This window comes from Sulfuricurvum sp., from assembly GCF_019163035.1.
Taxonomy (GTDB): domain Bacteria; phylum Campylobacterota; class Campylobacteria; order Campylobacterales; family Sulfurimonadaceae; genus Sulfuricurvum.
This window is the reverse complement of sequence record NZ_JAFLKV010000050.1, coordinates 1-20,896: the sequence shown is the minus strand read 5'-3', so window position 1 is coordinate 20,896 and position 20,896 is coordinate 1. Positions and strand designations below refer to the sequence as shown.

The 20,896-nt window shown below is 41.4% G+C and carries 27 protein-coding genes; 17 read left to right on the top strand and 10 right to left on the bottom strand.

The genetic code is table 11. From position 1 onward, the window contains the following. Positions 1-47 precede the first annotated feature (47 nt). Together JZU62_RS04615 and JZU62_RS04610 are read left to right on the top strand one after the other, a co-directional pair. A complete protein-coding gene (locus JZU62_RS04615) occupies positions 48-1,487 on the top strand; it encodes a sensor domain-containing diguanylate cyclase (RefSeq protein ID WP_295012369.1) in 1,440 nt (479 codons plus the stop codon). 85 nt (positions 1,488-1,572) lie between these two features. Then, positions 1,573-1,728 carry a hypothetical protein gene (locus tag JZU62_RS04610; protein WP_295012367.1) on the top strand — a complete coding sequence of 52 codons (156 nt, stop codon included), beginning with the start codon at positions 1,573-1,575 and terminating at the stop codon, positions 1,726-1,728. Here the strand turns inward: JZU62_RS04610 and JZU62_RS04605 are convergent. Then, complete coding sequence (locus tag JZU62_RS04605; protein WP_295012366.1) at positions 1,709-3,682, bottom strand: EAL domain-containing protein; 1,974 nt, start codon at positions 3,680-3,682, stop codon at positions 1,709-1,711. The two genes, JZU62_RS04610 and JZU62_RS04605, sit on opposite strands and share 20 nt — an antisense overlap. Positions 3,683-3,869: 187 nt before the next feature. On the opposite strand from JZU62_RS04605, the gene JZU62_RS04600 reads away from it, so the two are divergent. The 5 genes from JZU62_RS04600 to JZU62_RS04580 all read left to right on the top strand — a co-directional run bounded on the left by JZU62_RS04600 (position 3,870) and on the right by JZU62_RS04580 (position 7,591). Further along, positions 3,870-4,613, top strand: a complete 744-nt coding sequence (locus JZU62_RS04600) for a polysaccharide deacetylase family protein (protein WP_295012364.1) — start codon at positions 3,870-3,872, stop codon at positions 4,611-4,613. 12 nt (positions 4,614-4,625) lie between these two features. After that, entirely contained in the window at positions 4,626-4,811 is a 186-nt protein-coding gene (locus tag JZU62_RS04595) for a hypothetical protein (RefSeq protein WP_295012362.1), read from the top strand. An 89-nt stretch (positions 4,812-4,900) separates the two neighbouring features. Continuing rightward, positions 4,901-5,821, top strand: a complete 921-nt coding sequence (gene dmeF, locus JZU62_RS04590; protein WP_295012360.1) for a CDF family Co(II)/Ni(II) efflux transporter DmeF — start codon at positions 4,901-4,903, stop codon at positions 5,819-5,821. A gap of 87 nt (positions 5,822-5,908) precedes the next feature. Next, entirely contained in the window at positions 5,909-6,973 is a 1,065-nt protein-coding gene (locus tag JZU62_RS04585) for an SO_0444 family Cu/Zn efflux transporter (protein ID WP_295012358.1), read from the top strand. Positions 6,974-7,033: 60 nt separating this feature from the next. Then, positions 7,034-7,591, top strand: a complete 558-nt coding sequence (locus JZU62_RS04580; protein WP_295012356.1) for a manganese efflux pump MntP family protein — start codon at positions 7,034-7,036, stop codon at positions 7,589-7,591. Here the strand turns inward: JZU62_RS04580 and JZU62_RS04575 are convergent, their stop codons facing one another. Then, positions 7,592-7,954 (bottom strand): hypothetical protein, encoded by a 363-nt coding sequence (locus JZU62_RS04575; protein ID WP_295012354.1) that lies wholly within the window; start codon positions 7,952-7,954, stop codon positions 7,592-7,594. A 60-nt stretch (positions 7,955-8,014) separates the two neighbouring features. Between JZU62_RS04575 and JZU62_RS04570 the strand changes: the two genes are divergently transcribed. After that, on the top strand, positions 8,015-8,410 hold the full coding sequence (locus JZU62_RS04570; RefSeq protein ID WP_295012352.1) for a rhodanese-like domain-containing protein: 396 nt from the start codon (positions 8,015-8,017) through the stop codon (positions 8,408-8,410). Here JZU62_RS04570 and JZU62_RS04565 read toward each other — a convergent pair. Next, a complete protein-coding gene (locus JZU62_RS04565; protein ID WP_295012350.1) occupies positions 8,407-8,793 on the bottom strand; it encodes a hypothetical protein in 387 nt (128 codons plus the stop codon). The two genes, JZU62_RS04570 and JZU62_RS04565, sit on opposite strands and share 4 nt — an antisense overlap. A gap of 23 nt (positions 8,794-8,816) precedes the next feature. Next, entirely contained in the window at positions 8,817-9,131 is a 315-nt protein-coding gene (locus JZU62_RS04560; RefSeq protein ID WP_295012348.1) for a hypothetical protein, read from the bottom strand. 93 nt (positions 9,132-9,224) lie between these two features. Between JZU62_RS04560 and JZU62_RS04555 the strand changes: the two genes are divergently transcribed. After that, positions 9,225-10,433, top strand: coding sequence for a diguanylate cyclase (locus JZU62_RS04555; protein WP_295012346.1), 1,209 nt, complete (start codon positions 9,225-9,227; stop codon positions 10,431-10,433). On the opposite strand, the gene JZU62_RS04550 is transcribed toward JZU62_RS04555, so the two are convergent. Genes JZU62_RS04550 through JZU62_RS04535 form a run of 4 tightly spaced genes read right to left on the bottom strand, consistent with a single transcriptional unit; the run spans position 10,434 to position 13,386 of the window. Continuing rightward, complete coding sequence (locus JZU62_RS04550; RefSeq protein WP_295012344.1) at positions 10,434-10,766, bottom strand: translation initiation factor; 333 nt, start codon at positions 10,764-10,766, stop codon at positions 10,434-10,436. It lies immediately after the preceding gene. After that, positions 10,763-10,969 (bottom strand): DUF1653 domain-containing protein, encoded by a 207-nt coding sequence (locus JZU62_RS04545; protein WP_295012342.1) that lies wholly within the window; start codon positions 10,967-10,969, stop codon positions 10,763-10,765. Before JZU62_RS04545 ends, JZU62_RS04550 begins: the two co-directional genes overlap by 4 nt. Next, the gene (locus JZU62_RS04540) at positions 10,962-11,795 is read right to left on the bottom strand and encodes a DUF5718 family protein (RefSeq protein ID WP_295012340.1); all 834 of its coding nucleotides are present in this window, start codon (positions 11,793-11,795) and stop codon (positions 10,962-10,964) included. Before JZU62_RS04540 ends, JZU62_RS04545 begins: the two co-directional genes overlap by 8 nt. Further along, positions 11,782-13,386, bottom strand: coding sequence for an ATP-binding cassette domain-containing protein (locus JZU62_RS04535; protein WP_295012337.1), 1,605 nt, complete (start codon positions 13,384-13,386; stop codon positions 11,782-11,784). The genes JZU62_RS04540 and JZU62_RS04535 overlap by 14 nt, the downstream gene beginning before the upstream one ends. A 211-nt stretch (positions 13,387-13,597) precedes the next feature. Here JZU62_RS04535 and JZU62_RS04530 point away from each other — a divergent pair, with 211 nt between their 5' ends. From JZU62_RS04530 to JZU62_RS04495, 8 genes are all read left to right on the top strand, one after another. Further along, complete coding sequence (locus JZU62_RS04530) at positions 13,598-13,870, top strand: RNA-binding protein (protein ID WP_015652803.1); 273 nt, start codon at positions 13,598-13,600, stop codon at positions 13,868-13,870. 94 nt (positions 13,871-13,964) lie between these two features. After that, entirely contained in the window at positions 13,965-14,168 is a 204-nt protein-coding gene (locus JZU62_RS04525) for an RNA-binding S4 domain-containing protein (protein ID WP_295012335.1), read from the top strand. Between the two features lie 76 nt (positions 14,169-14,244). Then, on the top strand, positions 14,245-15,567 hold the full coding sequence (locus JZU62_RS04520) for a S41 family peptidase (RefSeq protein ID WP_295012333.1): 1,323 nt from the start codon (positions 14,245-14,247) through the stop codon (positions 15,565-15,567). 2 nt (positions 15,568-15,569) lie between these two features. Further along, complete coding sequence (purC, locus tag JZU62_RS04515) at positions 15,570-16,280, top strand: phosphoribosylaminoimidazolesuccinocarboxamide synthase (protein WP_295012331.1); 711 nt, start codon at positions 15,570-15,572, stop codon at positions 16,278-16,280. 4 nt (positions 16,281-16,284) lie between these two features. Next, positions 16,285-16,527: a phosphoribosylformylglycinamidine synthase subunit PurS gene (gene purS / locus JZU62_RS04510; protein ID WP_295012329.1), complete on the top strand. Its 243-nt coding sequence runs from the start codon at positions 16,285-16,287 to the stop codon at positions 16,525-16,527. Then, positions 16,524-17,198, top strand: a complete 675-nt coding sequence (gene purQ, locus JZU62_RS04505; RefSeq protein ID WP_295012327.1) for a phosphoribosylformylglycinamidine synthase subunit PurQ — start codon at positions 16,524-16,526, stop codon at positions 17,196-17,198. Before purS ends, purQ begins: the two co-directional genes overlap by 4 nt. After that, entirely contained in the window at positions 17,195-18,340 is a 1,146-nt protein-coding gene (locus JZU62_RS04500; protein ID WP_295012325.1) for a hypothetical protein, read from the top strand. Before purQ ends, JZU62_RS04500 begins: the two co-directional genes overlap by 4 nt. Next, positions 18,321-19,016, top strand: a complete 696-nt coding sequence (locus JZU62_RS04495; RefSeq protein ID WP_295012323.1) for a lysophospholipid acyltransferase family protein — start codon at positions 18,321-18,323, stop codon at positions 19,014-19,016. Before JZU62_RS04500 ends, JZU62_RS04495 begins: the two co-directional genes overlap by 20 nt. Here JZU62_RS04495 and JZU62_RS04490 read toward each other — a convergent pair whose 3' ends face one another. Together JZU62_RS04490 and JZU62_RS04485 are read right to left on the bottom strand one after the other, a co-directional pair. After that, entirely contained in the window at positions 19,017-19,589 is a 573-nt protein-coding gene (locus JZU62_RS04490) for an ATP-binding cassette domain-containing protein (protein ID WP_295012321.1), read from the bottom strand. Then, positions 19,586-20,818, bottom strand: a complete 1,233-nt coding sequence (locus tag JZU62_RS04485; RefSeq protein WP_295012319.1) for a glutamate-5-semialdehyde dehydrogenase — start codon at positions 20,816-20,818, stop codon at positions 19,586-19,588. The genes JZU62_RS04490 and JZU62_RS04485 overlap by 4 nt, the downstream gene beginning before the upstream one ends. Between the last annotated feature and the right edge of the window lie 78 nt (positions 20,819-20,896).

Below are 20,896 nucleotides of genomic sequence, written 5' to 3'. Positions count from 1 at the left end.
ATCATGCTAAACTTATCACTATTTTATACCGTACTAAAAGAGTCTTTATGAAAATCAAAAATAATTTTTACATCGTCATCACCATATCGGTGCTAATGATCACCCTCTCGATCAGTATTTCACTCATTAATTTTATGGTTTCTCTCAACGCCACTGAAACCGATCTCAAAACCCGATCGCTCCCTCTGACAGTCGATAATATCTACACCGAGATCCAAAAACACATCATAGAGCCCAACCTCGTCGCTTCGATGATGGCACATGACACATTTTTAAAAGACTGGCTCATAAACGATGAGCAAAACAGTGAAAAAATCATCCGTTATCTCGAAGCGATCAATAATAAATACGGCATGTTCGTCGCATTTTTAGTTTCAGAAAAAACCCAAAGCTACTACACGCAAAGCGGTTTTCTCGAACATCTCAACAGTTCAAAACCCGATAATGCATGGTATTTTAATTTTAAAAAGGTGCAAGGAGATAATGAAATCAATCTTGATTTCAATAACAATCTGGACAACTCACTCATCATGTTTATCAACCATAAAATCTACGACAACGAGTACCATTTCGTTGGAGCCACGGGAATCGGACTAAAAATATCCTACATCAACGATATGCTCAAGCGGTTTCGTCAGGAGTACAATTTCACCGTAATGTTCGTCAATGAAAAAGGGGAAATTATTTTATCCGAACGGAGTGACTCCAAAATCAAAAATCTTTCCGATACGCCAGAACTGCATAGAATTAGTGATCAAATCATCGTCAAAGAGTCCAAAATACTCGAATATCAAAAAAATGGCGAAAACTATCTTCTCAAAACCAAGTACATTCCCGAACTCAATTTATACCTTATTGTTGAAGCAAAACTGGATGATTTTATCAAAAACGTACGCCAAACTTTTTATATGAATCTAGCCATATCACTGCTAATGACCGTCATAATCACCCTCATTATTCTCCTAACAATCCGAGGGTACAACAAAAAGCTCGAATTTATGGCAAGTAACGACACCCTAACCGGATTAATGAACCGAAGTGCCTTCAATGATTCCTTTAATGATTTTCTCCGCCTCAGTAAACGAAACGGCAATCCGCTAAGCCTTATCTTTTTCGACATCGATAATTTCAAAATGATCAACGATACACTAGGCCATCAGGCAGGAGACAATGTCCTAATCCGAATTGCCGAGCTTCTTAAAAACCGCCTACGCCGTACTGATATCATAGGTCGCTGGGGAGGTGAAGAATTTATCATTGGGCTGATTGATACCGATCAGGAGAGTGCCGAGGTGATTGCTGAAACCCTACGTAAAGCGTTCGAAGAAGATGCACACCTCATTCATCTCACACCCTCTCATATAACCGCAAGCTTCGGGATTGCCACCGCTCGTACCGCTGATGCGATAGAGACTATCCTCTCACGGGCTGATTCGGCAATGTATCGGGCAAAAGAGCTTGGGAAAAATCGTATAGAAACAGAGTAGATTTCTCACCCCAGAATCAAATCCCTTTTTCTACGTTAACATTCTTGAGATAAAATTTTATAATTTTAAGCTCAGAGGTAATCTCATGAAATATATACTCTCTCTTCTACTAACTTTAGTTTTTTTATCAGGCTGTGCCGCCACATGGAACGGCGTTAAAGAAGATACCACCAACTCAGTCGATTGGACAAAGTCTAAAGTGAACCAAGGGGCAAATTATATCAAAGAGAAAACGGAATAATCAAATCGGTCGGTTCTCCAAAATAATACCCCTGTGAAAAATCGACATCCATTTCTTTGACCTTTTCACATACATTTTTAGAGTGGACAAACTCGGCAACGGTCTTGATATTCATACTTTTTGCAAAACTAACGATCGATTTTGTAATCATCTGCGAGTTTTTATCGCTGTCGATATTTTTGATCATCGACCCGTCTATTTTTATATAATCTACTTTTAATTTCATAAGATACTCAAAATTCGAGTATCCTGTACCAAAATCATCGATAGAGATTTTGACACCGAATCGTTTGACATCATTGATAAACTCTAACACTTGATCAAAGTTTTCGATCCCCTCCGATTCTATAATCTCAAAAACAATTTTTTCCCCTATCTGACTCTCTTCTAATTTTTTGATGATAAAGTTGTATATCTCTTTATTCAAAATATCTTCCACCGAAATATTGATCGATACTATATAGGGCAAGTTCTCAAATTTATTGAATGTTTTTTCTATGATTATCTTGGTTAGCTGATGATACAGTTTATTTTTCTTTGCAAGTTCCAGAAAATGGATCGGTGCTATAAATAACCCTTGATCGTCTACTATTCTCATCAGCGCTTCATATTTCACTATTTTTTCGGTTTTAGTATCAACAATTGGTTGAAAAACAGGGACGATTCTATCCTCTTCAATCGCTTTTTTGAGACGCTTTGTCCAGTCAAAATTTTTCTCATATTCTTTTGCCATCGCCATCGTCTCATCATAAATCAAAAAATTCTTTTTATTTTTCTTCGCCAATTTAAGAGCGATATCCGCATTCATAAGCAATAACTCAGAGCCATAAGATATACCAATGGTTGCACTTAAACTGATCTCCCCTTTCTCACTGATCGTAAAACTTTTTTGGGAAATTTTTTCACTTACCAATGATGCAAAAAGTTTAAACTCATGGATATCCATACCACTGTTGCACAAATGGGCGAATTCATCCGAATGCAATCGATAAAGTCCCTCTTTTTTAGGCATTATCTCTTGTAAAAATAGGGCAAACTCTTGTAAAATCAAATCTCCGGCAGGATCTCCATAAAGATCATTGAACTCTTGAAACCCATCAATATTAATAATCATTAAAAAAACATTCTGCTTCTCTTCGAGTTTCTCGGTCAACATTCTCCGATTTTCTAGCCCTGTTAAACTATCAAAATAAAATTGGTGTTCTATTGAGTCGAGCATACTGTTGAAAATGTCTTTTATCGAGTCAATCTCTTCGATATTATCATTCACCTCTACCCGTTTTTTCATATCATGTGATGCGGTGATATTCTTTATGACATTCGCAAAGTTTTTAATCGGTTTAATCAAATACTGTTTAAGTTCAATAAAAATAGCCAAATAGACAATAAGTGAAAATACAATGATGAAGATAATGAAAAAGTTAATCATTTCACTGAGTGAAACTTTCAAATCATCAATAGGATACGATACATCGATCACACCTAGAACATCTCCTATATTAGCATTTGTGTGACACTTTAAACAAGCATCTTTCGCAACGACGGGATAATAGAATTTGATAAATTCTGAATTGGAAATATTTAGAACTTCCGTGCCTTTAATTGCTTTTACAATATCAACATTTGATTCACGTGCTAGCTTATCTTTTTCGATTTCTCCAAAACGCTCTGCAACGATTGCACTTCGATATACATTAACTTTCATATTCTTATCAACACTATTAAGACGACTAATAATCTCTTCTAAATCATCTTTGTTCCATCCTCTCTGCATCGCAGAATAGAGCGCTTCAAAAACAAGTTTACTCGTTTTTTTCGCATCAATATGGGCTAGATTGGAAATGGCATCCTTTTTCATATACTCACCATAAAAATAGGCAACAATTAGGGTCAAAAACATGGTTACAAAAATGATTTTTGCAGCGATCTTTGTATAGGTCGTTTTGTGTGACATGTTTTTCCATTTTTTTATAAACGTTATAAATATAATAATATTTATAACGTTTATATATTAAATATTTTTTATGAAAATCTTAAAGCATAATATCTGATAAGCTTTAAAGTGTCTCTTAAAATGGGATAAAGCTCTTCTTTTCTACAGCTGCGCTACAATTTTATATATCGCTTCAAAGGTATTCAAAATGGCAAAACTGATAACTTTATTTCTCTTTTTGATCCCTTTTTATCTATTTGCAGATGAACCTGTACAATGGGGTGAAAATGTAACCGGTGTTGTTACTAGCTTTAACTCTCCCAAAAAACAGATTGCCCTCACCTTCGATGCATGCGGAGGGAGTGTAAAAAGTTCACAATACGATACCGAACTTATCAACTTTCTCAATGAAAACCGTATCCCAGCGACCCTCTTTATCAACTCACGATGGATACAAAGTAACCCTGAAATTTTTATCCAATTAGCAACTAATCCTCTATTTGAAATTGCCAATCACGGTACCGCACACCGCCCCCTCTCCGTGAATGGAAAAAGCATTTATAACATAGTCGGTACTGCATCCGTCGAAGAGGTGGAACATGAGATCAACGCGAACGGAGATCTGATCGAAAAACTCACGGGAAAACGGCCACGATTTTTCCGATCAGGAACTGCCTATTACGATGAACAAGCCGTTTCCATAGCGCATAAAAATGGAGTTGAAATAGCCGGGTTCAGTGTGTTAGGGGATGCAGGGGCAACCTTTAGTCCAGCCAAAGTAGCGCAACAGCTTGAAAGTGTGCACAGCGGTGATATCGTTATTTTTCACATGAACCACCCTGAAAGTGGAACTCGAGCGGGTATAGTGGAGGGTATTACCAAACTCAAAGCACAAAGTTTCAGTTTTATCCGTCTTAGTGATGTCAAAGAGCATCTTAACCGTATCCCCTGAAGAAGTTAATCCATGTGTCTCATTTTAACCTTTGCCTTTATCGTAGCGACCCTCTCTTTTTTCTCTCAGGGGCTTATTCCTCATGCAATTATTAGCGGACTTCTTGCCTCCGTTTCCCTTTTCTTTTTTATCCGAAAACTGATTTTTAATGGGCGATGTATTTTTGGTAAAGATACCGATTGTAATACTCGAAAATAATTTGTAATTCTTGAACTAATACTCATATTTTAGTCTCTTTCAAGTCTATTAGGATATAAAACTCTACTTTTAATACAGGACAAAATTTTATGGACATTTCATCTTCTGCCGAACGCTGGAATCACTCCCACCAGTTTGATGAAGGGAACCCTGTAGCTGAGGGTAAAACTCGATACGCCGTTATCTTAACAGTGGTAATGATGGTCGCTGAAATTATCGGTGGATATTATTACGGGTCAATGGCACTTCTTGCCGATGGATGGCATATGAGCACTCATGCCCTTGCCCTTGGACTTTCGGTAGGAGCCTATGTTTTGGCACGCCGATATGCACGAGATAATCGATTTGCATTCGGCACATGGAAGATCGAGGTATTAGCGGGATATACCAGCGCCCTTTTCTTAATTGCAGTTGCTCTATTCATGTTTTATCAATCAGCGGAACGTCTAATAGAACCGGTTACTATCCACTACAACGAAGCCATCATAGTTGCTTTAATTGGGTTATTTATCAATCTTATCACAGCATGGTTACTGGGGGATAATCATCATGACCATGGGCACCATCACGATCATCATGGACATAATCATGATCTCAACCTACGTTCTGCTTATCTCCACGTATTAGCGGATGCTGCGACTTCGGTATTGGCGATAATCGCTTTGGTGGCGGGAAAGCTTTGGGGCGCTTCATGGCTCGATCCGGCTATGGGGATTGTAGGGGGAATATTAGTGAGTGTGTGGGCAGCTGGACTGCTACGGGATACGGGACGAATTCTTCTCGATGCCCATATGGATGATCCTGTTGTTGAAGAAGTCCGTGAGGTAATTGTACAAGTTGATCCCGAAGCACACATCAAAGATTTACATGTATGGCGAGTGGGAAAAGGGAAATACTCCGTTATCCTCTCTTTGCAAAGCAATAATGGAATGTGTCCAAATGATTTTCGTGAAGCTTTATCGATTCATGAAGAGCTGGTACACATTACGGTTGAGATAAATCAAGAGTAACCTATCTTAGCCCCATTCATTTCATAAGAACAAATTAAGTCAAAATGTTTAGAATTCGATAATAGTTATTATTTTCAGGAGCATCAGATGTATTTGATTTTCGAAGCATTTTGGCACTTAAGTGTTAATATGGGGATTTATATCCTATTTGGTCTCTTGGCGGCAGGGGTATTGCACCAGATCATCAGTGAAAAATGGGTTCAAAAGCATTTAGGCTCCAATACTCACGGGTCTATCTACAAAGCAGCCCTATTTGGAACACCACTTCCACTATGTTCTTGCAGTGTTATCCCTTTTGCCGCATCACTTCGCCGTAACGGAGCTTCTAAAGGGGCAACGATGTCATTTTTGATCTCCACTCCGATCACGGGGATAGATTCTATATTGGCGACCTTTGGGATGTTCGGAGGGATATTTACCCTTTACCGCGTTTTCACTTCTGTCATTATTGCTATTGTTGCTGGAATGCTCATGAATATGTTTGAGCCAAAAGAGGTTAATAAACAATGGGTTGTTTTCACATCGACAGCACCGGAATCTACTCCAAAGATTATCCAAGGGACTCAAATAGAAGCTAAAAAGCCATTTTCAATAGTGGCTGTATTTCACTACGGCTTGGTAACACTGTTGGGAAGCTTTAGCAAACCTCTCTTTTGGGGATTATTAATCGGTGCCTTTATTACAGCAGCTATCCCCTCTAATCTTCAAGAACTTTTTAATGACAATCTCATTTTAAGCTATCTGATAGCCGTAGCGATCGCCGTCCCCATGTATGTATGCGCTACCGAATCGCTTCCGATAGCCGCTTCTCTCCTCATTGCTGGAGTTTCTCCAGGTGCCGCCTTTATCTTCTTAAGTGCAGGACCTGCTACCAATACCGTAACGATGGGAGCGGTCAAATCGATGTTGGGAGTACGCGCTTTAGTGATTTATCTCTCAGTGATTGCAATCGGAAGTATTGTATTTGGCGCATCCATCGACCTATTATTTAAATCTTTCTCCATTAATATGAGTGTAGACTTATATGAGCATCACGGAATCCTCCAAGAGGGTGCCGCTGTTCTCCTGCTGGGGCTTATGGGATGGCATTTAGTACAAGAACGGTTTCAAAAAAAGGATAAATCCTGCAAGGGAGGATCGTGTTGTTCCTAAAACCTTAACGATTCGGGATGTAGTCCGCTATAATTCCGCACTTATTGCTTAGGACTTCCCGTGAATGAAACCCTCCTTATCCTCGCCGTCGCTTTAGCGATGGACTCTGTCGCCGTGTCCATTGCAATCGGCTCTAAATACAAAAATCTTTTAGTTTCAAAAGCTATCTTTACCGCCGCAGTTTTCGGATTTTTCCAAGGTGCCATGCCCGTCGCTGGATATTTCATCGGAATTAGCTTTGCTGAATATGTGCAATCCTTTGATCACTGGATAGCCTTTATACTCCTCGTAGGATTAGGTGGGAAAATGCTCTATGAAGCGTATCAAAATGAGTTTGATGACGAAGTAACCGATCTCTCCGCTAAAACCCTCATTACCCTCGGTATCGCTACCAGTATCGATGCAATGGCAATCGGGATAACGTTTGCCTTTTTACAAACTGATATCTATACGGCGGCAGGTGTGATTGCGTTAGTCACCTTTGCATTGTGTGTCATTGCAGTGTATGTCGGGAAAAAACTGGGGTCATTGTTGGAGAGTAAAGCGGAGATGCTCGGAGGAGTTATCCTAATCGGATTGGGAACCAAGATCCTCTTAGAACATTTAGGGGTTATTTAATCACCACCCATCTGTTGCATGGTTATCGTGTTTTGATTTTTTATAGCGGCTGGCATTTACCCGTTTTTCCAACTGGTTTTGAGCGTAAAAAAGTTCCTCTTTGATCGTCTCTATCTGTTCGTCACTGGCGCGGAAATCAAGAATCTTCTGTCCTAGCGCTTCAAGGACGAGGTATTCATCTTTATAGAGTTTAACTGCTTCATTTTTTTCTAAAAAGCGAAAATTCATATCTACTTTTTGGTCATACTGTTCTTTGGTTGGGTTATCACTTTTTGCTAGGTAAGAGAGTATTCCATTAATAAAACGTCCAAGTAACCGAATATACCGGAGCCGTTTTGCATTTTCTGTTTTAGATTCACCCATAAAACCTCATATTAATCATTCATAGATACAATACCGCCATTATACCTATTAGGAGCCAATATGCGCTTAGCACTTATCACTTTATTACTCACGATTACGACACTCAGTGCCGAATATGTCCGCCAGCCAATCGATCAAAAACTACTTGATAGTAAAATCAAAATTATCGATATCCGGACTCCCTCTGAGTGGAAAACGACCGGACTCATCAAAGGTTCCATCCCTATTACCTTTTTTGACGAACAAGGTAATTACAACGCCGAACTTTTTTTGGGGAAATTGAACAAAATAGTCAAAAAGAATGAAAAATTTGCCCTCATCTGCAACAGCGGAAACCGCACCCAAATGGTTGGTAATTTTTTAGATAAACAGCTGGGCTACAGCGTCATCGATTTACAAGGGGGGATCCAATACGCTATAGCGAAAAAACTCCCGTTAGAGCCTTACAAACACTAAAAAGCGTGCCGGAGACTCACTCCGATATACTCTCCTTCACTTTTTGAGTTTTGGATTACAGGACTCAAAAAATATTCATCCGTAATAAATGCCCCTAACGCTGAACCGGCTATATGCGCAGCAGTATCCAATAACTGCCCTCTAATATTCCCATACTCAGCATATTGAATACTTTGATCCACAAGGACTGCTGCCGTACTAATAACAAATCCTATCGTACCTCTATCGGATCGATCTTCTGGATAATAATGATCGACAATAGCCGTAGCCCCTCCTGCTAATAAAGCTCCCCCAACAAAATGACTAAATTCGCTGTTAAAATCCTCTGCTGAGTTAAGCGATGTAACTATCAAACTGCTAACCAATAATGTTTTGATATTCATTATCTTCTCCTTTTTTCAATACCTTAACGCAAAAATTCCAGTAGATCAAGATATTCTTTCTCGATCACACCGAGATTTTCGAGCATTCGCATCTCATCGACCCCGTGGTTTTCGCTCAGAAAATCGCGTCGCCATTGGATATTATCTTGCAACTCTGAAAGTCCTGTTGAGAGGTACTCGATCATCGTATCGATATCAGCTCCACGGATCACCCCTTCCGTATCGCTCTTGTAAAACAATAGTGCATAATCGCCTGTTTCATGAGAAAAACGAAAATCGTCGGCAATGTTGTGGATGATCGTCTTAATCCGTTCATCTTTTATGAGTCGTTTTGCCATATTTTCCTCCTGCTGAAAATATCAAATTATAATCTCTGTTGGTATAGGAGTTGCTTAGATACCACAACCATATAATAAAGATTAATTAAATCCGTGAAATCACTTAACCTCAAAACTAAATTACTTTATTTGTTACTGCTCGTGGGCTTTGGTCTCGTTGTAGTAGGACTAATCGGTTATATCAATATTCAAAATATTAAAAGAAATATGGATACTCTCTATTTCGGCTCTCTCCTTCCTCTAAGTGAGTTGAATAGCATCAATGCTACCTACCATAACGATCTCGCTTCTTCGATCTATCGATGGGATAACCAACGCATGAGTGATGATCAAGTGAGCGATAAGATTGTTACCTCTTTAGAGCGAATTAATCAGCTGTGGGGCTCATACACTTCCCATCATAAGCGCCCTGAAGAGATGACATATATAACTTATACCGAAACTCAAATTCAAAGTATTAACAATTATTTTACTCAGGTACGCTCTTTGATCAATGATCCTGATCGCTCTCATCCGCTCTCTCTTATTACTATGGATGAGAATATTCAATCTATTCAAAGTACTATTTCTCAACTCATTAGTTATGAAAACGCTGAAGCCAAATATGAACACTCAATGCTATTAACACAGTATGAAAATGCTGTGATGCAGCTTATTTTCTTTTTGGGTGTTATTTTAACATTAGTAATGGGGCTCGCATGGATGATCTTTTCCCGTATTGAAGTACAACAGCAACAGCTCATCGAATCGAGTGAAACCCTCAAACATCTCAATCTCAAACTCGAACAGGCTTCTTATACAGACTCACTTACCGCACTGTTCAATCGACGTTATTTTAATGTGATATATGAACGTGAATTTAAACGTGCATTACGCTCTAACACCCCATTTGTCTTTATGATGCTCGATATCGATTTTTTCAAGCAATACAACGATACTTACGGACATTTGCAAGGTGACCTTGCCCTCCAAGCTGTTTCCAAAGTACTTAAAACAGTTCTTCAGCGTCCAGGAGATTACCCATTTCGTTTAGGCGGCGAAGAGTTCGGAATCATCCTGAGTGATACCGATTGTAAAAATGCTCGTATTATGGGCGAAAAAGTACGTACGAGTATTGAACACCTAAAAATAGAGCACAAAGGCTCCAAAATTCTCCCTACCCTCAGTGTCTCTATCGGGGGAATTTGTATTGTTCCTACCGTAGATATGGGAGAAGATGCCCTTATACATACTGCTGATACTAACCTCTATGCGGCAAAAGAGCGTGGACGTAATCAGGTGGTATTTAGTAATAAGCTGTAATTATTTTTTGAATTTAAAAGAAAGTTTTTCGAGTGCTTCTCGTGCTTTTGGGGCAATATCGCCTTGAAACTCCATCCAAAATTCTTTGTATGCTCCGCCGCAAGCTAACGATTTTTTGAGAACTGAGAGAACTTTTTGGGCATCTTCTTCACTAAGATTAAAAGGTCCAACAAGTGTCACCAATTTCCCACGACGTTTTTCCTTTTGGAAGACAAGGCGGTGCGCAGAGGGCTCAAGAATGGTAAAAACCTTTGCGGTTTTCTCCTCTTCCATGCTCCACCCCTCACCCCACGATGCTCCCAAATCGAAAGAAAGTTTTCTTCCACGACTCATTTAGCTTCTCCGCTGTAAGTAAACCTTTTTACTCCGTTTGGCAGGGTCTCTTCAAACATCGTGCTTGGACGTACCCATAGCCCCTGTTCACCGTACAGTGGTCGATAAATGACAAGAATTTCACCGGTTTCAGAGTGTTTTGCTTCTCCGATCACTTCGTAATATTTACCCTTGTAGTGACGGTACAACCCTTTCTCAACCACGCACAACCTTCTGAACGAGAGCGCTAATACCCTCGACTTCAAAAGCATTGCTGTTAGCCATCGAGAGAATCGGATTCATGCAGTATTTGTTGTTATCATACACGACGACAATCACCTCATCCCCCTCTTCTAGGAAATTGGTCTCACCAAAATGGGTATAACGGGTAGCACCGATGCTTATAATCGCATGTGCAGGATTTCTGGCTTCTTTTAAATAGCTTCCGATTGACTCCAGTGGACCGAAATCACTTTGAGTATTGATCTGTTTTTTCATCCACTCGATGAGTTTACCGTAAAAGAAACTGTATCCGGTAAGTTCAACATCTTCACCGTAGCGCATCAGCATCCCTTCGCGTCGCAAAAACGAAGCGATACGATAACTGTCCATTATTCCACCCTTTTCAAAGGTATCGATAGGGATTAGAGTTGAAGATAGCCCCTTGGAGGCTTCACCCCAGTTTTTTTTGTGGCTAATCTTTGCGGCTCCCTCTTTACGTAGGGAACAATCATTATAAGCACCGAAAAATTTAGGGGTAATTTCGATGACATTTCCCTCTCCATCGTAAAAGAAATCACAAATCAAAGCCACTTCAGGCTCAGGCTGGACATTGCACGTTTCATTCGCGAGGAGGATCGTATCGGAACTGATCGGATAGATACCGAGTTGCCCCTCACGATGGGGGACATAAAAAGGGAACATCCCTTTCGGCCCATTCGGATCTTCGGTTAAAATATCTTTGAAATCGACACTCTCGCCGGCTTGTTCAAGGTGGAGGGCGAAGTTGCCCGCGACACCGAGTCCGACATAATTTTTATAAGCTTCCACTTGCTTTTGCCTCAGCAAACTCTTCGTACGAACCTTTGAAATCGATATAAGTACCATCAAGGTGCAATTCAATAATACGATCGGCGAACGCATCGAGCAACTCACGGTCATGACTCACACAAATAACATTTCCTTCGAAATCAAGCAATGCCTCACCAAGAGCAATAATCGCTTCGAGGTCAAGGTGATTGGTAGGCTCATCGAGAACGAGGAAATTCCCCCCCTCTAACATCATTTTAGAGAGCATCATACGATGTTTTTCTCCCCCTGAAATCTTCTCGACACTTTTCTCTTGCTGTTCACCATTGAAAAGCATACGCCCTAAACAGTTACGAATCTCGGAGATTTCACGTTTCGGATCAAACCCGCGAAGCCAGTCGTACAGGGTTCCGTCCCCTTTGATTTTATCGGTCGTATCTTGCGGGAAATAACTGTATTCAATCGTCGCTCCCCATGTAACACTTCCGCTGGTCGGCTTCATCTCTTCCATGAGGATTTTACACAAGGTTGATTTACCCGCACCGTTGGGACCGATAATCGCGATTTTTTCACCCGGAGCTACGAGAATATCAAAATCACGTAAAACATTCAAATCATCATAGCTGTGAGAAACATTCGCTACACGCAACGCTTCATCTCCCATAGGACGCTTCGGTTTAAAGACGATACTTGGGTCACGTCTGCTTGAAGGTTTGATATCTTCGATGGTCAATTTATCAAGTTGTTTCTGACGAGACGTTGCTTGCTTTGCTTTCGACGCATTCGCGGAGAATCGGCGTACAAACGCTTCGAGTTGCTCTTTCTCTTTTACTTTTTTATCGCGATCAAGCTGCATTTGGTTTGCCATGATAGTAGACGCCATATACCAATCATCATACGTTCCCGTAAATTCACGGATTTTTTGGAAATCGACGTCGAGAATGTTGGTCACAACGGCGTTGATAAAGTGACGGTCATGCGAGATGATAACCAATGTCCCCTCATGGCGTTGAAGCTCACGCTCCAACCATCCGATGGTATCGATATCAAGGTTATTCGTAGGCTCATCGAGGAACAAAACGTCCGGTTTCGGATAAAGCACTTGCGCGAGGAGAACTTTGAATTTTTCCGAGGAAGGGAGACTTGACATCAAATCATTATGATGTTCTGCCGAAATTCCGACGTTTTCCAAAATCTTGGCGATTTGAACGTCGTACTCATAGGTCGGATCTTCTTCAACCGAAATCATCTCCAACTCCGCGAGGCGGTCATTGGTTTTTTCATCTTCGAAATCACCGTTGGCGTAGAGATCTTCTTTCTCTTTGATTGCGTCATATAGACGTTTGTTCCCCCATAATACCGCATCGGCAATGGTGAAATCTTCAAACGCAAACTGATTTTGTCCTAAAATCCCTACTTTGAGACCCGGTTCGATGGAGATATCCCCCTCGTACTCTTTGATCTCTCCGCTGAGAATTTTTAGGAATGTTGTTTTCCCCGCACCGTTTGCACCGATAAGACCATAACGTTTGTTACGGTCTAGTTTGAGGTTAATCCCCTCAAATAAAATTCGACTGCCGAAGCGCATTGTTAATCTTGTGACTTGTACCATACTTAAAACTCTTTACATAAAAATTACGCGATTATAGCTAAATTCAGATTACTATCAGATAAGCTCTTATGTCTGATTTTGTAAACTTTTAACATGGGTTTTGACTAATTATTAATACACAATTAGTTTTAACATTCCCATAAGATTGTAAAAGCTAAAATGTGCGCAAGGATTATGCTGGTTATAGTTCGATTTTTCCACGGAGTACAATGTGACACAAATTTATGTCGGGAATATTCCCTACGGCAAAGACGAAAACGATCTTAAAGATCTTTTTGGACAATACGGTGAAGTTAGTTCAGTTAAATTCGTAAATGACAAAGAAACAGGCCGTTTTCGCGGTTTTGGCTTCGTAGAAATGGCGAACCAAGATGAAGCTAACAAAGCGATCACTGCTCTTGAAGGTAACGATTTCGGCGGACGTACACTTCGTGTTAACGAAGCACGCCCACGTGCTCCACGCCCTCCACGCGATCGCTGGTAATCACATCATGAAGCCCTTATCGGGCTCTCATGTCTCCTTTTGCTTTTCCCTTTTTTCTAAATAATATCAATTTTCAACTTGTAAAGATACTAACATGACTTATACACTCACCGAACCTTATATCGAACTCCATAAACTGATTAAACTTTTAGACCTTGTCGATACCGGCGGTCAGGCCAAAATGCTCATCGAAAACTCCCATGTTTACCGTAACGGAGAAGTCGAAACCCGAAAGCGCGCCAAGATCATCAAGGGGGAAAAAATTGTGATCGGAGATGTCGTTATCGAAGTGATTTGATCCATTGTTATTTAATGGAGTTTTCACTATAATTCGTGATCTTATTTAACGGCTCTACACAAGGTTAAAAAAACGTATGAAAAACACAAAAATGATGGTAGTCGGTTTTGTTAGTGCAGTAGCGATTAGCGTCGCCCTCTCTACGTCGTTGTTAGCAAAAAACAATGTTCCCGAAGCTACCGAAGCCTCTGTAGAAGCCTCCCGTCTTCAATCCTTAGCCAAATTCACCAAAGTATTGGGAATCGTTGAGCAATACAATGTAGACGGACTGAGCGTCGATCAACTGATTGATAAATCACTTCAGGGGATGCTCTCCAACCTCGATGCCCACTCCACCTACATGGATAAAAAAAGCTACGATAACCTTAAAACCCAAACCGACGGTGAATTCGGCGGATTAGGGATAACGGTCGGTATGAGAGACAATGCCCTCACCGTTATCGCCCCTATTGAGGGGACACCCGCCGATAAAGCAGGGATTAAAGCGGGTGATATCATCCTGAAAATCAACGCTAAGTCAACCCTCAGCATGACCATTGACGATGCAGTCGGATTGATGCGCGGAGCCCCTAAAACTCCAATTGATATCACTATCGTCCGAAAAGGGGTTGCTGATCCGATCAAAGTTCATATTATCCGTGACATCATCACTGTAGAATCTGTCTATACCCGCACCATAGGAGCTGATATCCTCTATGTCCGTGTTACCAGCTTTGACAAAAAAGTAGCAAGTGATGTCAAAAAAGCGATCAAAAAACATGCCACAAAAAGCAAAGGGATCATCCTCGATCTTCGCAACAATCCGGGCGGGCTTTTGGATCAGGCGGTTGAACTAACAGACTTGTTTGTTAATGAGGGAATTATCGTCTCCCAAAAAGGGCGCAACAAAGCAGATGATGTCACCTATAAAGCAACTAAAAGTGCTACTATCACCGATCTTCCGCTCGTTGTTTTAGTCAACGAAGGCTCAGCCAGCGCTTCTGAAATCGTCAGTGGAGCACTCCAAGATCTCAAACGTGCCGTAATCGTCGGTGAGAAAACCTTCGGTAAAGGTTCCGTCCAAGTCGTTATGCCGATCACTGAAAGTGAAGCGGTCAAACTCACCATTGCCCGCTACTATCTCCCAAGCGGCCGAACTATTCAAGCCGTCGGTGTAGCACCCGATATTGAAGTCGTAGCCGGAGAAGTCAAAAATCACGATAAATCGTTCAATATCAAAGAATCTGATCTCAAAAAACATCTGGAATCCGAACTCGAAAAAGAGGGTGGAATGATCGATGTTACCGAAGTCAACGCTACCAATAAAACCGTTATCACCACCGAACAGCTGACCAAAGATATTCAGCTTAAAGAGGGTGTCGATATTATCAAAGCTCTAATCATAGTCAAAGGAAAATAACCATGGAAAAACGCGATATCATCTACGAAGGAAAGGCTAAACGCCTCTTTAGCACCGACGATGCGAATTTAGTGATTGCCGAGTTTAAAGATGATCTGACTGCATTTAACGGTGCTAAAAAAGATAGTGAATCCGGTAAAGGGGCGCTGAATAATAAAATTTCAACCGAACTGTTCAAAATGTTAGCTAAAAACGGCGTAGAGTCCCACTTCGTAGAGATGCTCGATGATAACAACATGCTCTGCAAAAAAGTGGACATTATCCTTATCGAAGTGATCGTCCGTAACATCGCAACCGGAAGCCTTAGCAAAAATCTCGGTATCGCCGATGGAACTATCTTGCCGTTTACCTTGGTCGAATTCGACTACAAAAACGATGCGCTCGGTGATCCGAAACTCAACGATCAACACTGCCTTATACTAGAACTCGTTAAAAATGAAGCAGAGCTCGATCAACTCCGTGCAATGGCACGTGAAGTTAACTCTATTTTACGCCCTTACTTCCACGAAAAAGGGCTTAACTTGGTCGATTTCAAGCTTGAATTCGGTCGTGATGAAAACGGCAAAATTATCCTTGCCGATGAGATCAGTCCTGACAACTGCCGTTTTTGGGATTTAGCAACCGGTGAAAAAATGGATAAAGACCGTTTTCGTCAAGGTCTTGGCGGACTTAAAGTCGCTTACGAAGAAGTATTAAACAGAATATTGGGGTAATGATATGAAAGCAATTGTAAACGTATTTTTGAAAAACGGAGTTTTGGACTCTCAGGGTAAAGCGGTTCAACACGCCCTTAGCGGTCATGGTTTTGAAAGTGTTAAAGATGTTCGTGTCGGAAAACAAATCATTATCGAGATGAATGAGAGCGATGCCGCGACTGCTAAAGAAAAAGTAGCCCATATGTGTGAAGAGCTTTTGGCAAACACCGTTATCGAAGATTACGAGATCGAGATTCAAGCATGAAAGTCGGCATTGTTCAGTTTCCAGGGACAAACTGCGAGTACGATACCCAACACGCGTTTGCCGCATTAGGGTGTGAAACACAAATCCTTTGGCACAAAGAAGATACGATCCCACAAGGGTGTGATCTCCTTGTAGTTGCAGGTGGGTTTAGCTACGGCGATTATCTTCGTAGCGGTGCTATCGCCAAAATGTCTCCGATTATGAAAGCGCTCAATGCGTATGCTGATAACGGTGGAAAAGTACTCGGAATTTGTAATGGATTTCAAGTTCTTACCGAAACCGGTCTCCTTCCGGGTGCATTGAAACGTAACGAAGGACTTCACTTTATTTCCACTCACCATCATCTCAAAGTGATCCAGAACGATAACGATTTTCTCCGCCATTGCAAAGTGGATCAAGTGGTTAATATACCTATCGCTCACCATGACGGTAATTTTTACATTGATGAGGCAGGTCTCAAAGAACTTTATGCCAACAATCAAGTTCTCCTAAAATACACCGATGCCTCAGGAAAAATTGACAATCCGAACGGATCGGTCGATAGCATAGCCGGAATTTGCAATAAGGCTAAAAATGTTTTCGGTCTTATGCCACACCCTGAGCGGGCGATGGAGGCACTGTTAGGTTCTGATGATGGCAGAGCGATGTTAGAGGGGTTTATAAACATTTGAAAGCTTTAGCTCTTCTCTTTTGTCTTATCGGACAAATCCTTATCGCTGAGCCCTCCGTTCTAACCGAACCAGCACCCTCAGTTGAAGCTACTGCCGATCAAAATCCCTCATCTGAGATCAATACTCTATTCTCTGGTGTTTCTTCCTCCACAGGGCTAAAACTCGAATTTACCAATCTTCCTGAGCACCCTTATGTTGGTGAGATTATAGCCCTTAACATCAAACTCACTCCCGTTGATGTGGCATCGGGAAATATTGAATATACCCTTCAAAACGAAGAGGGGATTCGTATCTTCAGTGATACCCCTAAACGGAGCGTTAAAGAAGACGGAATCTATGACACCTTCTATTTTCTCGTTCAATCTGCATCAGTTCGTTTCCCTGATATCACTGCAATGCTAACCACATCTGGTGCAACATCAGAAACACTTACAGGAACAGCTATTAGTGCAACCACGCTAAGCCCTCCTACCGGATTTGCTAATGTTTTAGCTGATAAGTTTGAAGTGATTAATTATAAAACAACCCCTTATAATAACGAGAGTAACGTCGTTATTTTCACCGTCAAAGCTTTACGATGTAATCTAAGTGACTTTTCGATCCCCAATGCAATCAAGCAAGGCTTTGAATCTAAACTTTCCAATGTAGGAGAATCGCAAATGACCTATTATGCGATTATTCCGAATACCGATAAAAGTCTCAGTTTTTCTTATTTCAACCTTAAAAAGCAACGTTATGAAGCGTTGAATATCCCTATTGTTGTGGATGATGATACCGTATCGACAGGTCAAAGTGATCTTTCTCCGACCGATGCACGCCATACAGAGCTAAAAATTAGTGCGGCGGGAGTCTTTGTTGCCATCCTTTTCGGATTGTTTTACTGGAGACGAAATAAATGGTATATTTATATCTCTGTATTACCGATGTTTTACATCGTCTATGTGCTACTCCCGAATCAGAATCTCTGTATCAAAAAAGATGCACCGGTATACCTACTTCCGATCAAAAACGGAACCATATTTGAGATGACTCTCCAAGAAGAGCATCTAGAAGCAGAAAAAGAAGTGGGTGAGTTTGTCAAAATACATCTGAGTAATGATAAAGTGGGATGGGTAAACAAACGTGATATTTGCACGAATTAAGTGGCTCTATGCGGTCATCGTCATCTTTAGCGGGATGACACTGATGATCGTTACGTTCTACCTTCTCCCTAAGCCCTATGCCGTAAAATTTTCGGCATGGTTTATCCGCCTGCTCGTCTTTGTCCCCGTTCAGATCAAAGGCTCACCTGATCCTGATGCGCAAATGTATCTCATCAATCACCAAAGTGATATCGATATCGGAATTATGGAGACTATTACCTCTAAAGATTTAGCATGGGTTGCCAAAAAAGAGCTCTTCAAAGTACCATTTTTCGGTCTGGTTGTCCGTTTACCCAAAGATATCGCACTGGAACGCGAATCTAAAACCGCCTTGGTTAAACTGATTAAAGATTGTAAAGATCGACTCGATCACGGACGTGTCATCACTATTTTCCCTGAGGGAACTCGGACTGAAACGGGTCAAATGAAACCGTTCAAAGCGGGAGCCAAAATGGTTGCCGATAAATTCAGTCTCAAAGTTCAACCAGTTGTTTTAATCGCCACTGCATGGCATTTCAGCAACAAACGAAAAATTTTCAACTCAGGAACTATGACCGCCATTTATTTGGATTCTTTTGTTGCCGATAAAAGTAATCCTGAATGGCTCAATGAAACCCGTGAGAAAATGCAACATATGTATGACTCTGCCCTCCTAGAGCTTCCTCGCTATCACTAACTACTTTAACGTAACAATCTCATCGGCACACCACTGTGCCAAATCTCCATCATGGGTAATGAGTAAGACACCCATCCCCTCGATGTGATTTACAATCAGTTTCATAATATCGAGTTGATTAAGATTATCGAGTGCCGACGTCGGCTCATCCAGGAGTAAAAGTTTCGGCTTCATCAACAGCGCTCGTAATATAGAGCACCTCTGCAACTGTCCGCCGGAGAGTTTATGAGGAAGTGTATCCAAAAGTGCCTCTTCCAACCCCATCTGCTCTATTAAAATCTCACGTCCCTCCATCAATGTCACATCTCTAATCTGTTCACGTACTGTGTAAGTAGGATGAAAAGAGCTGTAGGGGTCCTGAAACACTTGAGAGAGGGATAATGATCGGATAGAACCGTGATGAGGCTTACGATGCCCTAAAATGAGTTCAAACAGGGTCGATTTCCCGACACCGCTGGATCCCACTATCGCTTTGATCTCTCCCTCCTTGAGGGTGAGTGAGAAATTATCGAACAATAGCGTATCTTTTATATATCCAAAAGATATATTTTCGATATCTAAAACGCGACTCAACGAATCTGACCTTTACCGTACACTTTGTATTTATAGGTCGTCAATCCCTCAACTCCCATCGGACCGCGAGCATGAAGTTTATTGGTACTGATCCCAACCTCGGCTCCAAATCCGAAAGCTCCACCGTCGGTAAAACGGGTCGAGGCATTTACATAAACCGCCGCCGCATCGATAGCGTTCATAAAACGCTCCGCCGCCGTAATATTTTCGGTGATGATCGCCTCAGAGTGCCCTGACCCGTAGCGGACGATGTGACTAATCGCACCATCCACACCATCCACGACCCGAATATTGAGGATATTCGCTAAATACTCGGTATCGAAATCCTCTTCACTCGCTCGCTCGATGGCGATCACTTCGCGAGTCTGTTCACACCCTTTGAGCTGAGTATGAGCACGATCAAATACCTCTTTAAAGAGTGGCAATACTTCTGTCGCAATCGTACTATCTACTAAGAGTGTCTCGATTGAATTACACGCGGAAGGACGTTGAACTTTTGCGTTGACCGCTATTTTTAGTGCATCCTCTATATTTGCATCTTTATCAATATAGAGGTGGCATTGCCCTTTATCGTGTTTGACGACAGGGACACTGGAGTTTTGACTCACAAATCGAATCAACGTTTCTCCGCCGCGCGGAACGATCAAATCGACGTATTTGTCCATCTTGATCAGTTTAGCTACCCCTTCGCGTGAGGAATCAGGAAGTAGCGCAATCAGTTCACGGGGAAGATTGTTACGGATCAGTACCTGCTGCAATACATCAGCAATGATCTTGTTGGAGTGCTCAGCCTCTTTGCCCCCTTTGAGGACACAGCCGTTGGAACTTTTGAAACACAGTGCCGCTGTATCGGACGTGACATTCGGGCGCGATTCGTAAATGATCCCGACCACCCCGATAGGGATACTCACTTTCTCTATTTTAAGCCCTGCCTCGGTGACCCACCCCTCGATCACTCGACCGATCGGATCTTTTAGAGCGGCTATCTCTTCGATCGCGACTGCCATCGCGTCGAGGCGCTTCTCATCAAGCATCAAGCGGTCTTTGAGTGACGAGGAGAGGTCCTCTTCCTCAGCTTTTTTCATATCGATCGCATTAGCTTCGATAATGTTCATCATATTGGAGCGAAGCGCTTCGGCCATCTCTCGCAATATTCGGTTACGTTCACTTCCGCTGAGTATTGCCAACGCACGGCTTGCGAATTTTGCTTTTTCTAAAAAGTTTTCCATACTGATTCCCTTTATTCTTAGGGATATTATAACAAATGCGGTTTAATTAACACTCACAGCCGCGCTATTCATCAAAGA